The 19,904-nt window shown below is 56.4% G+C and carries 15 protein-coding genes and 1 tRNA gene; 3 read left to right on the top strand and 13 right to left on the bottom strand.

Annotated elements, in window-relative coordinates; translation table 11 throughout:
• Positions 1 to 237: 237 nt before the first annotated feature.
• Positions 238 to 2,433 carry an LPXTG cell wall anchor domain-containing protein gene (locus tag RM6536_RS00355; protein ID WP_060823586.1) on the top strand — a complete coding sequence of 732 codons (2,196 nt, stop codon included), beginning with the start codon at positions 238 to 240 and terminating at the stop codon, positions 2,431 to 2,433.
• A 294-nt stretch (positions 2,434 to 2,727) separates the two neighbouring features.
• Positions 2,728 to 2,800: transfer RNA gene (locus RM6536_RS00350), tRNA-Glu, on the top strand.
• 333 nt (positions 2,801 to 3,133) lie between these two features.
• Here RM6536_RS00350 and RM6536_RS00345 read toward each other — a convergent pair.
• From RM6536_RS00345 to msrA, 9 genes are all read right to left on the bottom strand, one after another.
• The gene (locus RM6536_RS00345) at positions 3,134 to 3,985 is read right to left on the bottom strand and encodes a DUF6318 family protein (protein WP_060823585.1); all 852 of its coding nucleotides are present in this window, start codon (positions 3,983 to 3,985) and stop codon (positions 3,134 to 3,136) included.
• A gap of 172 nt (positions 3,986 to 4,157) precedes the next feature.
• The gene (locus tag RM6536_RS00340; protein WP_060823584.1) at positions 4,158 to 4,862 is read right to left on the bottom strand and encodes a DUF6318 family protein; all 705 of its coding nucleotides are present in this window, start codon (positions 4,860 to 4,862) and stop codon (positions 4,158 to 4,160) included.
• Between the two features lie 174 nt (positions 4,863 to 5,036).
• On the bottom strand, positions 5,037 to 5,747 hold the full coding sequence (locus RM6536_RS00335) for a DUF6318 family protein (RefSeq protein WP_060823583.1): 711 nt from the start codon (positions 5,745 to 5,747) through the stop codon (positions 5,037 to 5,039).
• A 236-nt stretch (positions 5,748 to 5,983) separates the two neighbouring features.
• Positions 5,984 to 6,745: a DUF6318 family protein gene (locus tag RM6536_RS00330; RefSeq protein ID WP_060823582.1), complete on the bottom strand. Its 762-nt coding sequence runs from the start codon at positions 6,743 to 6,745 to the stop codon at positions 5,984 to 5,986.
• A 42-nt stretch (positions 6,746 to 6,787) separates the two neighbouring features.
• A complete protein-coding gene (locus RM6536_RS00325; RefSeq protein ID WP_060823581.1) occupies positions 6,788 to 7,525 on the bottom strand; it encodes a DUF6318 family protein in 738 nt (245 codons plus the stop codon).
• A 247-nt stretch (positions 7,526 to 7,772) separates the two neighbouring features.
• Positions 7,773 to 8,531 carry a DUF6318 family protein gene (locus RM6536_RS00320; protein ID WP_060823580.1) on the bottom strand — a complete coding sequence of 253 codons (759 nt, stop codon included), beginning with the start codon at positions 8,529 to 8,531 and terminating at the stop codon, positions 7,773 to 7,775.
• Between the two features lie 282 nt (positions 8,532 to 8,813).
• On the bottom strand, positions 8,814 to 9,608 hold the full coding sequence (locus RM6536_RS00315; RefSeq protein ID WP_060823579.1) for a DUF6318 family protein: 795 nt from the start codon (positions 9,606 to 9,608) through the stop codon (positions 8,814 to 8,816).
• 142 nt (positions 9,609 to 9,750) lie between these two features.
• Entirely contained in the window at positions 9,751 to 10,515 is a 765-nt protein-coding gene (locus tag RM6536_RS00310; protein ID WP_060823578.1) for a DUF6318 family protein, read from the bottom strand.
• Between the two features lie 204 nt (positions 10,516 to 10,719).
• The gene (gene msrA / locus RM6536_RS00305) at positions 10,720 to 11,241 is read right to left on the bottom strand and encodes a peptide-methionine (S)-S-oxide reductase MsrA (protein WP_060823577.1); all 522 of its coding nucleotides are present in this window, start codon (positions 11,239 to 11,241) and stop codon (positions 10,720 to 10,722) included.
• Between the two features lie 129 nt (positions 11,242 to 11,370).
• Between msrA and RM6536_RS00300 the strand changes: the two genes are divergently transcribed.
• On the top strand, positions 11,371 to 12,303 hold the full coding sequence (locus RM6536_RS00300; RefSeq protein WP_060823576.1) for a Nif3-like dinuclear metal center hexameric protein: 933 nt from the start codon (positions 11,371 to 11,373) through the stop codon (positions 12,301 to 12,303).
• A 136-nt stretch (positions 12,304 to 12,439) separates the two neighbouring features.
• Here the strand turns inward: RM6536_RS00300 and RM6536_RS00295 are convergent, their stop codons facing one another.
• From RM6536_RS00295 to RM6536_RS00280, 4 genes are all read right to left on the bottom strand, one after another.
• Positions 12,440 to 14,068: an S-layer homology domain-containing protein gene (locus tag RM6536_RS00295; protein WP_060823575.1), complete on the bottom strand. Its 1,629-nt coding sequence runs from the start codon at positions 14,066 to 14,068 to the stop codon at positions 12,440 to 12,442.
• A 340-nt stretch (positions 14,069 to 14,408) separates the two neighbouring features.
• Entirely contained in the window at positions 14,409 to 15,980 is a 1,572-nt protein-coding gene (locus RM6536_RS00290; RefSeq protein ID WP_060823574.1) for a hypothetical protein, read from the bottom strand.
• A gap of 275 nt (positions 15,981 to 16,255) precedes the next feature.
• Complete coding sequence (locus RM6536_RS00285) at positions 16,256 to 17,824, bottom strand: S-layer homology domain-containing protein (protein ID WP_060823573.1); 1,569 nt, start codon at positions 17,822 to 17,824, stop codon at positions 16,256 to 16,258.
• Between the two features lie 367 nt (positions 17,825 to 18,191).
• Positions 18,192 to 19,727: an S-layer homology domain-containing protein gene (locus RM6536_RS00280; protein ID WP_060823572.1), complete on the bottom strand. Its 1,536-nt coding sequence runs from the start codon at positions 19,725 to 19,727 to the stop codon at positions 18,192 to 18,194.
• Positions 19,728 to 19,904: the final 177 nt, after the last annotated feature.

Raw genomic sequence — 19,904 nt, 5'->3', positions numbered from 1 at the left:
CCTTCACGTGATACTGGAGGCGAATTAGGGGCTCATTCATAAAAATACAAAACACGCCCACGTCGCTGCTTGTATTTTCCTGGGAAAACACTGAGGATTAGAAGGTAGGTAAATTTATGCGTTACCTGCATTTCTGCTTTTCGTGCCGTCGAATATGTCACCGCATATTCACGGGTGTCTCGTTAGCATTCGCATGCGGCATGTGAGCACTTCCGTTACACATTTGAAGGACACACATTGAACCTCACTCCCTCCTCGGGCAAGGCGTTGAAGGGGCTCGCCGTTGGCTCCCTCGCGCTCGCAATCTCCGGCGCAGCCATGATTCCTGCCTCCTTCGCAGCACCGAATAACGCACATCAGACCGCCGCCTCTAGCGCATCGGCTCCTTCCACCGCATCGCTGAGCCGCGTTGTTGACACCTCCGCATCCGTCGCGCAGATTACCCAGGGCCTGCCCGGCCAGTACCAGGTTGCCTACTCCAAGGCGACCAACAAAATCTGGATGGTTGGCGTGGGCGGTAATAGCAACCTCGCCTCCACTATTGCTCGTGTCAACGCGGACACTCTTCAGATTGAAGAAGTAGCAGCGCTTCCCTTCGAGCTGGATAAGAACGGCGAATTCGGCTACATTTCCGCGTACGGTATCACTGTTGATGATGTGTCCGGCACCGTGTGGGTTACTAACACCACTGACAACTCCCTGTCTGTGTTCGACCAGAACACCATGGAGCAGGTTTGGACTAACCACGGTATCTCTGAGAGTGACCCGAACTGGATTGAGCACCCCCGCTCCGTGCTGGTGGACCACAACTCCGGCAAGGTGTTCGTGACCGGCCGCTACTATGTGTCCGCTATCGACATGAAGACCTTCGAAGTTACTAAGCTGCAGCTGGAGGGTACCCCCAATGGCGGTACCCGCTATGTTGGCATGAACATGACCGTTGACGGCGACAAGCTGTACGTGCCTGAGCGCACCGGCGGCAAGGTCTTCGTCATCAACACCCACACTTTCAAGACCGAGCAGGTTATCCAGACCCGCGGCGAGAACTCCTCCGTTGAGGTTCGCCCCTCTGACGTCACCATTGACCACTCCGAGAACGAAATTTACGTCTCCTCTCAGGGTGTGAACGGCGTGAACTCCGGTATCTCCGTGTACGACCTGACTACCGGCGCGTTCAAGAAGTTCGTCAAGTTCGGCACCCAGGCCCTGTCCATGGAGAACGATGAGGCGCGTGACCTGGTGTACGTGACCGACTTCGGCACCGGTAAGATCGCTATCTTCGACGCTAAGACCGACCGCGTGATCGGTGAGGTTGAGATGAACGGTGGTAAGGCTAACGACCTGACCATCGCCGAGGACGGCTCCGTCATCGCAGTGGATAAGCAGGACATCGCCAACACCACCGCGGCAGTACCCTACGTGCTGAACGCGAAGACCGGCGACGGCTCCCTGACCGACACCTACACCTCCAAGGCGACCGTGGATCGTAACGGCAAGACTGTTCCTTCCTCGCAGCAGAAGCTGGTTCCGAACTCCATCGTGAAGTTCTACGCTGAGGTTTCCGAGGGTGAATTCACCTCCACCGCGACTATTAATCCCGCAAAGGTTCCCTTCCAGGGCTACCCGAAGCAGGCTACTGCAGTGCTGATTGACCCCACCCTGAACTTCGCTGAGGGTACCGTCGACATTACCCGCCCCTACACCTTCCATGTGTCCGGCTACGACTATGATAAGCCGCCGGCCGAAGGTCTCCGCCTGTTCCTCGTCAAGGAGGGTGAGTGGTCGATGGGTTATGACAAGCTGACCGATAGCGAATTGGCAAACATCCAGAAGGTGTCTACTATCGTTCCGGCGAGCGCGTTCGTCTACAACTCACGTACCGGCAAGTACTCCTTCGAGGCAACTCTGCGTGTTCCTGCGAACACCATGCAGTACAGCCAGGGCTACCTGCTCGGCACCGTCACTGCTGGTTCTGATGTGGCTACCAACCGCAATTATGATTCGGCTGTTTCGCTGATTGTTAATGATGCGAAGGATGCCGGCAATGCAGATAACCGCAATGAGGCTGATGAGCCGGCGTTCCCTGCCGCTGCCTCGGCGTCGCCTTCCGCATCTGCATCTGCAGTAGCAGAGAAGCCTGCGGCTGAGCAGTCGAAGGGTGAACCTTCGAAGGCTGAGGAAGCTAACGACCAGCTGGGAACCACTGCGAAGACCGCGCCGCTGAAGAACTCTTCGTCGGCGAAGTCCGAGTCTCAGCCTAAGAGCTCCGGCGTTGATTCTCAGGTGAGCGCTTCGGCGACCAAGTCTGCGCCTCAGAGCAAGGGCTCGCTGGCTAAGACTGGTGCTCAGAGTGTTCTGAGCCTGGCGGCTGTCGGTGCGTTTGCGCTGATCGCTGGTGCCGCTGTGATGGTGCTTCGCCGCCGTAAGGCATAGTTTCTTGCTCTAGTTTGAGTGGGATGCGCCCCGTACACTGTGCGGGGCGCATTTTTGTGCCTTGATGCCGTGGCGTTTTGTAAGGTGTTTATTGGGTGGAGGCGGGGTGTGGTGGCGGTGGAAGCTGCTGGGGGAGTGCCTGGTGTAGTTGGAAAAGAGCCTATATGGTGGGTCTTGCACTCGGTGTAAAATATGTGACTCAATTCACCGCTTTTCGATTTTGTTGTTTCTGGGAACCTCTGTATAGTTATATGTGTTGCCAGGGAGACCTGGTAAAAGAGATGTAAATCTCACGGCCCCATCGTATAGCGGCCTAGTACTCCGCCCTCTCACGGCGGCAACACCGGTTCAAATCCGGTTGGGGTCACACTAGGAAATAAACCCTCAGTCTTCTGGCTGAGGGTTTATTTGTTTATCGGGCAAAACTGAGCCCAGATTCTATGGTGCCGCCGTGAGCCTCTCACGGCGCCGCTCCTTACGTCGCGGCACTCCGGGGCATGATGGATTTCCTCGCGCGCTCGGCATCATGCACCCTCCGTCACCGGTTCAAATCCGGTTGGGGTCACACTAGGAAAAAGCCTTGATTCTTCGGAATCAAGGCTTTTTGTTTATGCCTGACTTATCCAAGAAAGATTAAAAGCAAAAAGCCACATGTGTTTGAAACACATGTGGCTTCTCAGTGGTATAGGGGATTCAGAACCTACTGTGCCGATGCCTCAGCAGAAGCAGCGGTCGCCTCTGCAGACGCAGCACCCTCAGCCGAAGCGCTCGGGCTCAGTGACGGAACCGGCGAAGCAGACGCAGTACCCGGAGCACGACGCACCATACGCCACGTGCCGTCCTGGTAGTGCGCCACAATCTGGCCAGCCACCGGCTTACCCGGGTACTTGAACACCTCGGTCAGCGGCTGCACACGATCATTGGTCTTGCTGTACACGCCAGCACCCTCAGCACCATCAATCACCATCTCGGATGCCCACGTGTAGTAGCCGGTGCGGGTGTCCTTAGTCGGGCGGTCAGCAGTCAGTGACAGAATCATCGGACGCTCCGAACCAATAACCCAGCCGCTCTCCGAAGCGTACATGCTCTGGAAGAACTCAGCCACAGTCGAGTAGTCGCCGGTGTGGTCAATGTTCGTGAAGCGGGTACCGTCACCGGTCAGTAGCAGGTAGTTCAGGGTAGCCTGCCAGTACGCGATGAACGCGTGCAGACCCTCAACACTGTTCTCACGCAGCTTCGCCGGCTCAACCGGGATCGCAACGTTGACAGCCTTGTGCTCCTTGGTGCCGGGCTCAAAAGTGCCGGTGGAGGAGTAGTCGGCAAGAACAACCTCGCCCTTCATACTGGGGCCAGGCTCAACGGTGGTGGTTGCCTCAGCGGTGGGGGAGACGGATGCGGTCGCGCTAGCGCTCGCGGTCGAAGACTCGGTAGCGGATGCGCTCGCGGTCGCTGAAGACTCGGAGGAAGACTTGGAAGAGCAAGCGGCAAGAAGCGCTGCGGTGCCCAGGCCCAGTGCGGTCAGGGCGGTGCGGCGGGTATACATGGTAGACATGGGGCTCTTTCTGAGGTGAATAAAGTATGTGCCGGAAATGAACTAATTCCAGAATATCGCAGGGGAGCGGTCAGCCCAATGCTGTGTGCGCCTCCATGACCGTAAAAACGGCGGTAGATGACGAAAAACACGGGACCTATGGCTCTCGCCCGACTACGATATGACCGGGGTTCTAAACGGAGGCGCCGGAGCTACTCGCGCTTGAGCTGGGTGAGCTCGTTGTAAGTTTGGCTGGTTCATTCCGAGCCGTCCAGGCACCATCCTGATACTCCAAGATAAAGAAGAACTCATAATCACCAGGGCCGCTACTCAATGAGGCCATGGTGAGCTCTCTACCATCTGTGTAGTGGATCTTTGCTTCCTTGTTGTAACGGCCAACACCCAGCCAGCGGTATTGTTGCTCGTCAACCTTCTGCGGAGCATCCTCGGTTAGCTCTGCTGAGAATGGCGCATCAGTACCGTACACCCAGCCAGTGTTCTTCTCATAAAATTCGACGAAAGGTTCGGCCTTGTAGATATCGTTTCGGTTTATATCCACAGCCTTAAAGGGCTCAATGTCGCCGGTAATCATAAGGTAATTGAAAGAAGCCAACCAGTAGTTTATGGCGGTGTACATGCCCTCCGTCGTTTTGGCTTTCATCTCTGCAGGAGGGACAGGCTTGGGCGGATTCTCCGCCTTCTTCGAGCTGGTTGCGGGAACGTAGGTGCCGCGTGATTCGTAGCCGTTGAACTTCAGGTCGCCCTTGTAGGAGCGCTGTTCCTCGGGCGTGCTCGGGTCGCTGAGCGGGCGAATATCGCTTGCGCAGGCGGTTAAGGAGGCGAGCGCTGCGGTGGCGGCGATGCCAAGGGCGGCGCGTCGGGTCACGAAGGTAGACATAAGGTACCCTTCAATAGATTATCGGTGTATCTATTTCAGGGTACCTTAGTGTATTTGGATATGTTTATGATTTCTTGGGTATCAAACCTGGGAAAATACTACAAAAACTGCGTTAGCTAACGAAAAGTGCTGTTTGTTGGGCGTACGTGGTGTCGGTGTCTATGCCACTGCATCCTAAACGTTGAGGCCAGAATCGCTTCCGCCCGAGGAACCGGGAGAAGTCGTCGAGGAATTCTTCGTCTCAACGGTGACCATCCACGCATCGTCTCGATAATTCAACACAAAAGTGACCTCATCGTTACTGGAATCACCGCTCGACTCACCCACACGAATGTCCCTGTCCTCGGGTACGTAATGGAGAACAGCATCCTTATGGCCACGGACAATACCCTTCCAACGGTACTGCTGATCGTCAACCTTCTGCGGGGTCTCCTCGGTCAGCTCAGCCATGAGCGGCGTCTCGGTGCCGTACATCCACCCCTCACCCTTTGCGTACAACTCTACATACGACTTCATCTTCTGCACGTAGATACCGTCCAGGTCTACGTCCTTGAACGGTTCATTATTACCGGTAATGGTCAGATAATTCACCGATGCGACCCAGTAGCCCAGTGCCGCGTACATGCCCGAGGTCGTCTTCGACTTCATATTCTGGGGAGGGACGGGCATGGGCGGGTTCTCCGCTTTCTTCGTGGCGCTTGCGGGGCGGTACGTTCCGGTGGACTTGTAGCTATCGAACTTCAAATCGCCATTGTAGGGACGCATCGGGTCAACCACGCTCGGGTCCTCCAGCGGGCGAATATCGCTGGCGCAGGCAGTCAAGGAGGCGAGCGCGGCGGCAGCGGTGATACCCAGGGCGGTGCGTCGGGTAATGAAGGTAGGCATGAGAACCCCTCAATAGTTTGTTCGTGTGCTTTTAAGCGTACCCGAGCAGTTTTGTTGACACATTCAAATCCTGTGCACCTGCTCGTCTGGGGGAACAGTTCAACACGGCCGTACGCAGGCCATGCAAACAAAAGCCATGCAAGCAAAAAGGGGAAGCCCCCGCACGTAGCCTCAACTGCATACGGGGGCTTCTCTCATCACCATAAATGGCTAGGATAAGTGGCTAGAAACGCGGGTTAGGCGCCAGCGCTACTCGCCTCTGAAGAGGGGGAATCGGCTTCTTCATCACTAAGCAAGAACCAGGCGCCGTCCTTATAGTCAAACGGAAAATTGGTTGCCTCGCTCTTGGTCGATCCCTCAACCAGGGGAACAGGGTCATGACCTTCAACGTGAGCCTTTGCGTTGGGATCATAGATGATGCGTCCGAGCCAATCGTAGCGGTTGGGGCCGCCTGCAACCTTTTTGGGAGCATCAGTCAGCAGCTGAACGGTAACCGGTGCATCCGTGTCATACACCCAGCCCTTACCGGAAGAGTAGATAAGAACGGCATTGGCCTGATCGTTCGCATAGCGGCCTTCGGGGTCAGCCTTCTTGAGAGGCTCGTAATCGCCCGTCATGAACATGTAGTTGAAGCTTGCCACCCAGTAGCAGAGGAACTCGTACATGCCCTCAATGGTCGCCTCGTGCATCTTCTCCGGAACAACAGGCTTCGGCACGTTCTGCGCCTTCTGAGCGTCAGTTGCTCGAACGTATTCGCCGTTCTTCTCGTACTTGTCGAGCTTCACCGCGCCCTTGTACGACTTCTTAGCGGAAGAAGACGCAGATGCCGAGGGGGAGGCGCTTGCAGACTCAGAAGCGCTTGCCGAAGGCGAAGCCTCACCGGAGGCGGAGCTATCAGCCAGCGGGCGGATATCGCTAGCGCAGGCAGTCAGCGCCGCAGCCGCGCCGGCGCCGGTAGCAGCAGCTAGTGCGGCACGTCGAGAAAGAAAAGTAGCCATGAAAAAAATCCTTAAGTAATGTGTGTCAGAAGATGAAGAAATTTAGCTGTTGTTGTCCAGGAGCATGCGCCACATGCCTTCCTTGTACTCCATGATGAACTTCGTCGTGCGAGGAATCGTCTTTTCCTCCTCAACGATAGTCGCATCAGGCTCACCCTCAATGTGGTACTTAGCGGCAGGATCATAGGCGACGGTCACAAGCCACTCATAACGGTCCGGCTTATTAGCAACCGGCTGAAGCTCGTTCTCCGCAATCTCAATCTTGTACGGCTGATCCGAACCGTAAATCCACCCCAGACCCGACTCATAGAGCCTAATCATGGTCTTAGAGTTCTTCAAAAAGGCCTTCGCCGGATCCGCCTTCATTAGCGGCTCAACATCGCCGGTCAGAATCAGATAATTCTGGGAAGCAAGCCAATAACCCATCAGCGCGTAGGCGCCCTCGGGGCTGTTCTCCTTCATCTTCTCCGGGATAAGAGGCTTCGGCACGTTCTGCGCCGGCGCATTCGCACTCGCCGCAATGTAGGTGCCGTTCCGCTCGTAGTTATTGAACTTAATCGGGCCAACATACGAGCCGGGAGTGTGATCATCAGTGGGCGAAGGCGACGCAGAGGCGCTCGCAGAAGAAGCCGCACCAGAAGCAGCAGCAGAAGGCGAACCGGAGGAACCGCCGGAACCCTGCGACAGCGGGCGAATATCGCTAGCGCAAGCAGTCAGCGCCGCAAGAATACCGGTCGCACCAACCCCCAGGAGAGTACGTCGAGTGAAGAAGGTAGTCATCGGAAGCCCTTCGTTGGAGCCAATACAAAGCAAATCACGCCACACACCGTGGTGGGCATACGCACCCCGTACAGGCCTATCAGTACGTCAATGTATACACATTTAAGGTTACCCGAGAGGCACCAGATCGCCCTGTGACCACCTCGCATGTTCAGAAAATTAAGACCCCACACCCAGCGTTTTACCAGGTGCGGGGTCTTATACCATGAGAAATCACCACGAGAGGAAACCCTCCGCCAGACAGCAACTAAGCGGCGCTAGACAGCTCCCACTTGTCGTCCTTGTACTCCAGACGGAACCTCGCGACCTTCTTCTTCGACTCTTCAGCGCTCGTCTCTTTATCAGGCTGACTCCTATAATGCCGCTTCATCTTCGGGTCCATATGGGCGAGGCCCTCCCAAATGAAGGCAGTATTATTGCTGCCGGGAACCTCACGAGGAGCATCAGTCAGCAGTTCAACAATATACGGAGTTTCCGTACCGTACACCCAACCAGCACCCGACGCATACAGCTTGATTGTGCTCTGATACTTCTCCCAGCCGTAGCCCTTATAGTAAACCATCTCAATCGGCTCCGGGTCACCCGTGATCATCAGATGGTTCAAGCTTGCCAGCCAGAAACTCAAGAAAGCGTACGCACCATCAACACTGTGCTCCTTGAAATTCTCAGGAGGCGCAGGCTTCGGCACATTCTCAGCCGGATTCGTAGCGGTCGCCGCAACATATTTGCCGTTCTCCACATAATTCTCGAAAGTGATGATGCCCTTATACTTCCTGCCCGAAGAGCGAAGACCCGAAGCAGCAGAAGCACTCTCAGACGCCGAAGGAGAAGCGCTCGCAGACGCCGACGCGGAAGCAGTTTCGGAGGCGGTCGCCGCCTCCGACGGAGAAGCCGAGCCGGTGCCGCCAGCCAGCGGACGGATATCGCTAGCACACGCAGTCAACGCAGAAAGCGCGCCAGCAACAGCAACACCCAGGACAGTACGTCGAGTGAAGAAAGTAGTCATCGGAAGTCCTTCGTTGGAACCTTCACCCTCAAAGCCGTCAGCACGGGCTCACAACCTGCAGGTAAAGACCACATGTAGTACGTCAATGTATATACGTTAAGCGTACCCGAGGCGCCCTCCGCCGAACCCGAACATCCGCGGGGTTTTCCCCTGGGTGTTCCCTGGGTTTCCTGCCCTGGGTTTCCGCAGAGTTTCGGCACAAAGAAACCCCGCCCACGGTGCATTACCGCGGGCGGGGAGAAGCTCATCATAAGCCGTTACGCCTGACCATTATGGTGGGGTCTAGACAGAAGAAGAGCTAGAAGAAGAACCGGAAGCCGACGAAGAAGAGCCTTCATTGCCGGTGAGCATAAACCACTTACCGTCCTTGTATTCCACAGCAGCCTTCATCAGTTGGCCCTTCTGGCTGGAATCCGTCTTAAGGGGCTGGTCAGACTTGCCCTCACGATGAATCTTCGCATCAGGGCTGTAGTTCATATAACCCGGCCAGTTGTAACGGGTAGTGCTACCGGACGCCTTCTGCGGTGAACCAGTAATCAGCTCAATAGTAACCGGGGTATCCGTACCGTACATCCAGCCCAGATTGCTCTCGTACATGTACGTAAATTCCTCCAGGCTCTTCGCATACACATCTGCAGGGTCAGCCTTCTTCATCGGCTCAGCATCGCCGGTCATCAGCGCATAGTTAAAGCTCGCCAGCCAGTAGCCGATGAACGCGTACAAGCCATCAACGTTCTGATCGTTCATGTTCCCCGGAACGAGAGGCTTCGGCACGTTCTGTGCCTTCTTCTCAGCCGTGGCAGGAACGTATTCGCCGTTCTTCTCGAAGTTATCGAACTTCACAAATCCCTTGTAGGACTTGCCGGAAGAAGCAGAAGCTGAAGCGCTAGCCGAGGCACTCGCGGATGCGCTTTCGGACGCACTTGCAGAAGCAGAAGGAGAGCTGGATGCGCTACCGTCAGCCAGCGGGCGAATATCGCTAGCGCACGCAGTCAATGCAGCCAGTACGCCGGCACCGGTTGCACCCAGTGCCACGCGGCGGGACATACCAACAGAGGTGGGGGAAGGGCTCATCATAATTGGCCTTTCAAAAGAGGTCAACAAAGGAAATAGAGTGAGTTGACACCCCTATCATACCCTAAAGTGCGTGAATGACTATCAAATGTTGCTATTCATATACTTTTGAGTAGAATAAACCCAAAAAGCTGCAATTAGTGCACTAGGAAGCCGAGGGGCTCGCAGAATCCGAGCTCTTACCAGCATCCTTATCCTTCTGGGTACTCATAAACCAAGCACCCTCCTTATACTCCACAACAATCCTCATCGCCTGACCCTGAGAATCTTCTGCCCTAGCCAGCGACTTATCGCGGTTATCACCCTCCGTCAGATGCCTCTTCGCATTCTGATCAACCAGGGAACGAGCACGCCAGAAATAACGAATACGGTCGCCCTCAACCTGCGTGGGAGTATCCGTCAACAGGTACACAGACATCGGCTCACTCGTATCGTAAAGCCAGCCGCGACCCGTCTCATAGAGCTTAACCATCGGCTCAAGCTCCTTATAGTATTCGCTACTCGGGTCCGTCTTCTTCAACGGCTCAATATCACCCGTCAACGCCAAATAATTAAAGCTAGAAATCCAATAGCCAATCAGCGCATAAATACCGTCAATGCTCAGCTCCTGCACCTTCTCCGGCATAATCGGTTTGGGCACATTCTGCGCCTTCTTCTCAGCCGTGGCAGGCACATACTCGCCGTTCTTCTCAAAGTTATCGAACGTGACCTTACCCTGATACGACTTATTCGCAGACGGCAACGCCGGCGAAGCAGAGGGGCTCACGCTCGCTGACTCAGAGGCGGCAGTATCAACTGGCGGATGCACCGTACGCGCACACGCAGACAACACAGCGGCAAGACCAACACCGCCCGCACCCAACACGGCGCGGCGGCTCAAAGCGACGGGCTTAGAAGAGGGGCTAGTCATCAGCAGTCTTTCGAAGAGGTCAACGGACGAGGGGGGGAATGAGTCGACACCCCCATCATACCGGGCGCACCTTATAGCAACCGTAAAGCACAGGAGAACAACAAATAGCCGGGCGCATACGAAGACACCCCGTAGCTGCCACACAACAAAAGACAGCTACGGGGTGAACAACGTAATACGCCTCGACTGAACCGGACGCACCGACTAACGGAGCAGATGCGCAAAATTACGGCGTGCCTGAGCCACCTTCGGGCTTACCACAAACGCACAATAACCCTGCGCCGGATTCAACGCGTAATAGTTCTGGTGATAATCCTCAGCCTCATAGAACACGCCCAGGGGCTTAATCTCCGTAACAATGGGGGAGGGGTACAGCTGCTGAGCACGCGCCACCGCACGCTCAAACGCCTCACGCTGCTGCTCATCCGCGTAGAAAAGCACCGAACGGTACTGCGAACCGGTATCCGCACCCTGACGATCCCAGCTGGTCGGATCGTGGCTCGTGAAGAAAATATCCAGCACCGTATCCAGGTCAATGACCTGCGGGTCAAAGCTGAGCTTCAGCGCCTCCTGGTACCCGGTCGTACCCGAACATACCGAACGATAATCAGGGTCGGGAGTCTCGCCGCCCGTGTAGCCGCAGACGCTCGCCTCAACCCCGCGGAACTGGCGGTACACCGCATCCAGGCACCAGAAACAGCCGCCGGCAAGAACAACATCAGTCATGATTCCTCCTTGAACTATAAAACCACACTACTTGAAGAACACCGCAGGGCCGCACAATATTCCTGTGCTACCGCGGGCTTTGGCGTAAACCGCCACCTGCCCTGCCGCGCCACCTGCCACAATAGAGGTATGACTGAAAAACTAGAAACCCCCACCCTCGCAGAAGTCGTCGATGCCTTCCACACGCTCTTCCCGCCGCAGCTTGCCGCCGGATGGGATGCCTCCGGCCTCGTCGCCGGACGTGGCGCCGCTAAAGTGAGCACCGTCCTCTTCGCAGTAGACGCCCTCACCGCCACCGCCGAAGAAGCCGTAGCCGAAGGCGCGCAGCTGCTCATCACCCATCACCCGCTGCTGCTCCGCGGCGCAAAGTTCATCCCCGACAGCGACTACAAGGGCAATGTACTGCACACCCTTATCGAAGGCGGATGCGGCCTGCTCGGCGCGCACACCAACGCCGATGCCGCCGTCGAAGGTGTGAACGAAGCGCTCTGCGACGCTATCGGCCTGATTGACCGCGAACCGCTCACCGAAGCGCAAACCCAGGTGCTCGACGAGCAGGAACACGCGGTAGGCACCGGTCGCCTCGGCACCCTACCCGAAGAAATCACCCTCAAGGAGCTAGCAGAACGCCTCGCAGCGGCACTGCCCGCAACTGCCGGTGGCCTGCGCATCGCCGGACGCGCCGACCAGCCGATCCGCCGCGTCGCCCTCTGCGGTGGTGCCGGCGACTCCCTCTTCGACGCAGTACGCGCGACCGACGCACAGGTGTACATTACCGCCGACCTGCGCCACCACCCCGCCAGCGAATTCCGCGAAACCGCACGAATCGACGGCAGCAACATCGCCCTGATTGACTGCTCCCACGCCGCCAGCGAATCGCTGTGGTTGCGTTCGGCGGCAAACCGCCTGTGTGCCCTGCTCGCTGAGCGCGGTTTCACCATCGAAACGAAGCTGTCTGCACTCAACAGTGACCCGTGGGACTTCACCGTCTCCACCGGCGTGGCAACCGGTCAGGAGGCGCACTCGGCAAGCACCGCCGCAGCCCCCGCGTGGGAACTCTAGGGCGAGAATTCTAGGGGCGAGAACTCTAGAAGAATCCGCGCGGATTCCCTCAGCGCGTAAGAGCCCGGGCACCCCGTCTGTTGTGACGAGGTACCCGGGCTAGAACCGGCCCGGCCTACTTAGTTACCTGGCCTACTTAGTTAGCAATGCGATACAGGCCGGTAGTGATAGGGTTCAGCACACGATGCCGGTAATAAAACAACATCCACTCCAACTCAATGCGGGTCACAGCATGATTCGGTTCAAACATGCCGGTCTCGGGAGTAATAACATTCTGCTGGGTAGCCCACAGAATCTCACGGTAGAACGCGGAATCCGGCGTAACATCCGGGAAGGACGAAACACCTGATACTTCCGGTGAACCAGACGCACGGTAAATCATTGCGGCAACGGTTGCATTCGTGAGACCGTCCTCCGCGTGAAACTTTCCGTCAGGTCCGCCGAAGGTAACACCCTTTTCACGAGCCCAAATGTAGGCGGCGTAGTTCGGATCGTCCGTCTTCACATCCGGCCACGGGGAGACTTCAGGAAGGTCCACCTTGGGGCTGCCCTTCATCTCATAAAGGGCGGAAACCAGCTCACCGCGGGTGGCGGGCTGATTCCGTTCCTCGTCGTTCAGCGATGTCGAAAAGTACATACGTTCCTCTACGGGTACGTAAGCATTCGTGAACCGCTGGACACCCTCAAACTTCAAATCCTGGTGCGCCAAAAGAACTCCGCGGTGCTCCGGGGCAAAACCCACCATCGGGGTGATGAGAGTCTTATCCGTCTTGCTGGGGTAACCGTAGTCGCTCCACGCCTCAATGACGTACTGCTTGGACGGATCCAGCGTGTTCGCGGGAATCTTGAGATTGACGAAAGCGAAGCCTCCCTCCAGGCCCGTCTCGTATTCATCATCACCGTGGACGTAACGCTTCATCTCGCTCATAACCAGGACGGGGGAACCCGTGCCCTTCTCGCGAATGACGTACATCATGCCCTCAACGCCGGGGATGTCAGTCCCTACGAAGCCCTGACCCTGAATCAGCAGCTCCTGATCCTTCGTGGTGTCCTTCAAAGCGTCGTATTTCAACTTAGGTGCGAAGGTGTCGAAGTGATAATCATTGGTGCTCAGACCGTGATGCGTCACAACGTTCTTGCGAGCCCAGATATCCTGAACGGTTGACTGCGGCTGGCCCTCGGGCTCGGCAAGGATGCCAACCTCGTAACGCACCTTGTCCAGAGTCATATCCGGGAAATACTCCGTGAGGGTGTAGTAACTCGGCAAAGTATTAGCCTCAACATTCAGAGGGGCGACAAAGGTGCCGTCATCGTCAATGGTGAAGTCCTTGCCCTCTTCAAACCGCAAGAGGGTATCGGTCACCTGATGGGCGTTGTAGGGGACGTTCTCCTCGGGTGCGATGTAGATGACTACCTTGCCGTGCTGCTTGCGCCACTCCTTGGTGAAGCCGGTGCCCAGAACCGTAATTTTACTGTCCTCACCGGTGTACAGGCCGTCGCCCTCTTGCTTGAAGACGTCACGGCCGTCCTGGTAGTAGTAATCCTCATAGACAACGGTGAAAGACGGCTCATCCGCGACATCCTGAGTTGCAGGGGCGGGGGTATTGGCAGTCGGCGCATTAGCAACGGGCACGTTTGCGGCGGGGGTTGCATCCTGGGCCAGCGCCGGGGTCATCGGCAGGACCATCGCGCTCGCCAGTACGAGCGCGCTACAGTTGCGGGCCGCGTGTAAGAATGAAGACTTAGAGTTCGGAAGCGAGGACATGAGACATCCTTAGGGTCATTTCTCCGGGGCTGCGCAAGCTTACCGGCAGGCTGAGAATCTACCGTCGAATCTGCGCACGCCCTATGAGAAAAGTGGTTGAAAATCCCCCTCGGTTTCGGGGATATCCTCACCCTATCAAAGCGTTGAACGATTGTCAGGAAACACTCAAGGGATACTTTAAGGTTTCGAGAAATCTCACACAGCGGTAGCTGTTAAAAGGTGAACCCCGTGCTCCCGAACAGAAAACCATTCGGGAGCACGGGGAACCAGAGAGTTATCCGACGCGCCGCACGCGCCCTCAAGGTAAAACCCGAGGGGGATGCGGGCGGGCTAAACGACCTTACTTAGCGCGAGCCTGGAACGCCTCAATCAGAGTCTCCAACTCACCATGAGTCACCATGTACTGAGCATCGAAAGCGCCGTTAGCGTTCAGCACCACCTTGTTCTGCTGAGCCCACAGAATCTCACGGTAGAACGCCGAACCGGGAGCCACATCACTGTACGGGGAGTCGCCCTTAACCGCGGGCGAACCAGCCGCACGGTAGGTGAACGCCGCAACGGTAGCGTTCGAAATGCCTGCATCAGCATGGAACTTGCCGTCCGACCAGCCGAAGGTAATACCCTTCTGACGAGCCCACACGTACGCGGGGAAGTTCGGGTCGGTGGTCTTCACATCCGGCCAGGGAGAAGTCTCAGGCAGCTTCACCTCGGGGGTGCCCGCCTGAATGTACAGGGCAGCTGCGAGCTCACCGCGGGTAGCGAGGGTCTCCAGCTTCTCGTCGGAAGGATCAGGGCTCTGGTTATCGTTCTCATTGGGGTCCTGAGCGTTGGGCAGGTTAGCATCCCTATAACCGTTCGTGCCGTTCAGGTCCAGGTCCTGCCATGCGAGTAGGGTACCGCGGCCCTTGGTGGACCTGCCCACGACCGGTGCGATCAGCTTACCGTTATTGCCGTAACCGTCGTTAGCCCAGACCTCAATCACGTACTTCTTCGAAGCATTCAGAGTGTTTGCCGGAAGATTTACGGTACCGTTCAGGTTGCCATCACGGTACGCCGAAGACTGGGTGGGGTGGTCAAACTCGATAATGTCGCTGGTTGCCAGAACCGGGGTGTTCGAGCCCTTCTCACGAACCACGAGCTGAACGCCCCTAACGGAGTGAATATCGCCGTTAAACCCCTGGCCACCAACGTTCAGATCCTGTGATTTTGCGGGGTCAGTCACAGCGTTGTAACCCAGGCGCGGTGCGAACGGCGCCGGCTTCTCGCCCATAGTATTCAGCACCTGGGTGCTCACCACGTTCTTGCTGGTCCACAGATCCTGAGCGGTCAGCGGCTTCTGATCCTTCTGTTCAGCAACCACGCGAATTTCGTAGAGGACATCGTACTTGGTGCCGCCGGTCGGGTCGTGGAAGTTGTCATCATCGATGAAGTAGTAGGCAGCAAGCTTGTACGCCTCAACCTTCAGATCAGCCTCAAAAGTGCCGTCATCGGCAATGGTGAAGTCCTGACCCTCCACGAAGCGCAGCATCTTCGAAGTCGGAATCTCGTAGCCGGAGGGCGCGTAGTTCGCGGGAGCAATGTACAGCGCCACGGTGCCGTGCTGAGCGCGCCACTCCTTGGTGTAACCTGCGCCCTTCACATGAACGGTACCGCCCTCGGTCGTTACGAGGAAGATGTTTACGCCGTCGTAGTTGTAACCATTGGGGAGAGACACATCCAGGGTCGGGGTAGCCGCAGCGTCCTGGTCGGCTACCTGCGGGGTAGCGGCAGCAACAGCGGCATCAGCGGCAGGAGCTGCATTCTGAGCCAGTGCCGGGGCCAACGGCAGAACCATAGCACCAGCCAACGCCAGCGCGCTGCAACCTTGAGCGGCGCGGAGGAAAGAATATTTAGAATTCGGAAGCGAGGACATAAGACATCCTTAAAGTTGTTTCTCGCAGGGCTCTGCGGGCTCAACGGCGGGTAGGGAATTCGCCGTTGAATCTGCACGCGCCCTATGAGAAAAGTGGTTGAAAGCCCCGTCGGTTGCGGGGACATTTTCACCCTATCAAACCCTCAGGTAGATGTCAGAGAACACTCAAGGGAAGCTTGAAAGTTTTGAGGCGTTTCACAGGTTGATCAGCCGGTAAAAGCTGAACCCCGTGCACCCGGTGAGAAGAAGACTCTCAGGATGCACGGGGTTATGACTCAGACTAGAACCAGCCCACCATAGTCAGTGCGGTTCTGAAAAATGAACATCATCTGCTCCAGCTCACCACGATTTACCATCGTGGTCGCCTCAAAAATACCCCTCTGCGGGTTAATGACACCATGCTGAGCAGACCACAAAATCTCACGGTAGAAGGCGGAACTCGGATTCACATCCGTAAACGAAGAAACACCGGAAACAGCTGGGGAACCTGCTGCACGGTAGGTGAACGCCGCAACAGTAGCGCGTGAAATACCTGCATCCGCATGGAACTTACCATCAGACCAGCCGAAGCTGATGCCCTTCTCACGAACCCAAATGTACGCAGCGTAGTTCGGGTCGTCTGTCTTTACATCCGGCCACGGGGAGACTGCCGGGAGGTTCACCTTGGGGGCGCCAGCTTGAAGGTACAGTGCTGCAGCTAGCTCACCGCGAGTAGCGCGCTGCTGCTGTTCCTCATCGCTAAGCTTTGAGAAGAGGTGCTTATACTTGGGCTTGGGTAAAGATACATTCGTGAATTCCTTAAGACCTTCAAACTTCAGGTCCTGACGGCCCATAAGGACACCGCGGTGCTCCGGCGCGTATCCCACCATCGGTGTAATCAGAGTCTTATCCGTCTGGCTGACATAGCCGTAGTCACTCCACGCTTCAAGGACGTACTGCTTAGACGGATCCAGAGTGTTCGCGGGAATTTTGATGGTGCGGTAAACAGCGTTTCCCCACAGCGCCATTACGCCATTGCTACGTTCGTAGTAGCGCTCCATCTCGCTCATGAGCAGGACGGGGGTGCCGGTGCCCTTCTCTCGAATCGTGTACATGACACCCTCACGACCGGGGAGCTCATACGCGCTGAAACCCTCACCCTCAATCATCACCTCCTGATCTTTCGCGGTGTCCTTCAGGGCATCGTACCTCCAATGGGTCCAGATAATTTCAGGATGGCGACGGGCATATATCGGCTGGTGGATAGCTACATTCTTACGAGCCCAAATATCCTCAATGGTCGGCCACGGCTGATCCTCGCCCACGGTAAGGATGCCAATCTCATAACGCACCTCTTCCCAGCGGAAATTCGGGGCATCATAACGGATGGGGTCGTAGAAAGTAGCCAAGTCGCCATATTTGATAGTCAGGGTGGCCTCAAAAGTGCCGTCATCGGCAATAGGGAAACGCCAACCTTCTTTAAAGAAAAGCACCGACGTTGAAGGCTCAGTGTTGCCGGGACGATCTTTTGTGGCGGCAATGTAAAGGACTGCCTTGCCGTGCTGCTCACGCCATTCCTTGGTGAGGCCGGTGCCCCTCACCGTAATTTCGTTGTACTCATCGGTGTACAAAGCCGCACCCTCCCCATAATCAATGGTGAAAGACGGGCCATCCGTGACGTCCTGAGAAACCGGGGAGGCGGTATCGGCAACCGGTGCGTTAGGGGCAGAAATGTTAGTGACCGGCGCTGTATCCTGAGCCAGCGCCGGAGTCATCGGCAGAGCCATCGCGCCAGCCAACATGAGCGCGCAACAACCCTGCGTTGCACGGCGGAATGAAGACTTAGAACTCGGAAGTGAGGACATGAAACATCCTTATAGTACGTCCCATTGGATGTTTGCAATTCCTGCAGGATGATTCCCAGCCGAATCTTCACCGTCGAAGTTGTGTTAATCCAATAAGAAAGTCGTTGATTATCCCCGTCGGTTTTGGGGGTAGCCTCAGCATATCAAACCCTTAATGAGAAGTCGCGAGAAATCTCAAGGAATAGTTGAAAGTTTTGAATTCTGTGCCGCAATGATTCCGCGAGCACCCAAAAATAGGTGCAGAAAAAAGCAGAGAAAACGGGCATAGAAAACCCCGTGTTCCCGAATAGAAAAACCATTCGGGAACACGGGGTATTCAGCTTAGAACTAGTCCGTCTTACATAGCGCGGTTCTACCCTGCACCGTTCTACTTGGCGCGGTTCTGGAAGTTGAACAGCATCTGCTCCAATTGACCACGATTCACCAGGTCCGTCGCATTAAAAGAGCCGAAATCCGGATTAATGACATACTGCTGAGTGGACCACAGAATCTCACGGTAGAAAGCGGAACTCGGATTAACATCCGTGAACGAAGAAACACCAGAAACAGCCGGGGAACCCGCTGCGCGGTAGGTGAACGCCGCAACGGTAGCGTTCGAGATGCTTGCCTCCGCGTGGAACTTACCATCAGCCCAGCCGAAAGTAATGCCCTTCTGGCGAGCCCACACGTAGGCGGGGAAGTTCGGGTCGGTGGTCTTCACATCCGGCCAGGGGGAGGTCTTAGGGAGGTTCACCTTGGGGCTACCAGCCTGAGCGTACAGCGCCGCAGTCAACTCGCCGCGAGTAGCGCGCTGCTGCTGCTCCTGGTAGGTGAGCTTCGAGGTGAAGGTCTTGTATTCTCGCGCGGGCGCAGTAGCATCCATGAAGTCCGGAACACCCTCAAACTTCAGATCCTGACGGCCCATAAGAACACCGCGGTGCTCCGGCGCCAAACCCACAATCGGGGTGATGAGAGGCCTGTCCTTCTTGGTGAGGTCGTAGTCGTAGTCGCTCCACGCCTCAATGACGTACTGCTTAGACGAATCCAGGGTGTTTGCGGGGATCTTGATGGTGCGGTAAAGAGTGCCTCCCTCCAGGCGGGTTACGCCATCGGGACCTTCATAGTAGGACTTCATATCGCTCATCGCCAGGACGGGGGTGCCGGTGCCCTTCTCACGAATCACGTACATGGCACCCTCACGGCCGGGCAGCTCCTCACCAACGAAACCCTCACCCTGGACCAGCAGTTCCTGATCCTTCGTGGTGTCCTTCAGAGCATCATACTTCCACTTAGGTGCCATGACTTCAGGATGGTAGGCGCGGGTGTACATCGGGTGGTGGGCGATAACGTTCTTGCGAGCCCAAATATCCTCAATGCTCGACTGCGGCTGGCCCTTAGCCTCGGTCAAAATACCCGTCTCGTAACGCACCTCATCCAGGGTGATACCCGGGAAATAATCGATGGGAGTGTAGAAACTCTCCAGAGCCTTAGCCTTGATGGTCAGCTTTGCCTCAAAAGTGCCGTCATCGGCAATGGTGAAGTCCTTACCCTCTTCAAAGCGAAGCATCGAGGTTGAAGGCTCTGCGTTACCGGGGCGATCCTTCGTAGCGGCAATGTAGAAGACAACGGTGCCGTGCTGCTCACGCCATTCCTTGGTGAAACCGGTACCCTTCAGGGTCACGGTGCCGCCCTCACCGGTGTAAAAAATGGTGTCATAGTCGGTGGAGTACGTCGGCTGCGCGGCAACATCCTGAGCCGCAGGCTTGGGGGTCACAGCATTTGCCGCCGGTGCATTAGCAGCAGGTGCCGCATCCTGGGCGAGTGCCGGAGTCATCGGCAGAACCATCGCACCAGCCAGCACCAGTGCGCCGCAACCCTGCGCCGCACGGAGGAACGAAGACTTAGAGTTCGGAAGCGAGGACATACATCATCCTTACGGGTCGTACCCACCGGGATGATGCAGTTTCATAGGGTTTCGGGGTGAGAAATCTCCGTCGAATCTGCGCCAACCCAATGAGAAAAGTGGTCGAATATCCCCGTCGGTTTCGGGGACATTTTCACCCTAGCAAAGGGGTGAACAGATGTCAGGAAACACTCAAGA

Source organism: Rothia mucilaginosa (assembly GCF_001548235.1).
In the GTDB taxonomy this organism is placed as follows: Bacteria; Actinomycetota; Actinomycetes; order Actinomycetales; family Micrococcaceae; genus Rothia; species Rothia mucilaginosa_B.
The sequence above is the reverse complement of the archived record's forward strand: the minus strand, read 5'-3'. Positions and strand labels throughout refer to the sequence as shown.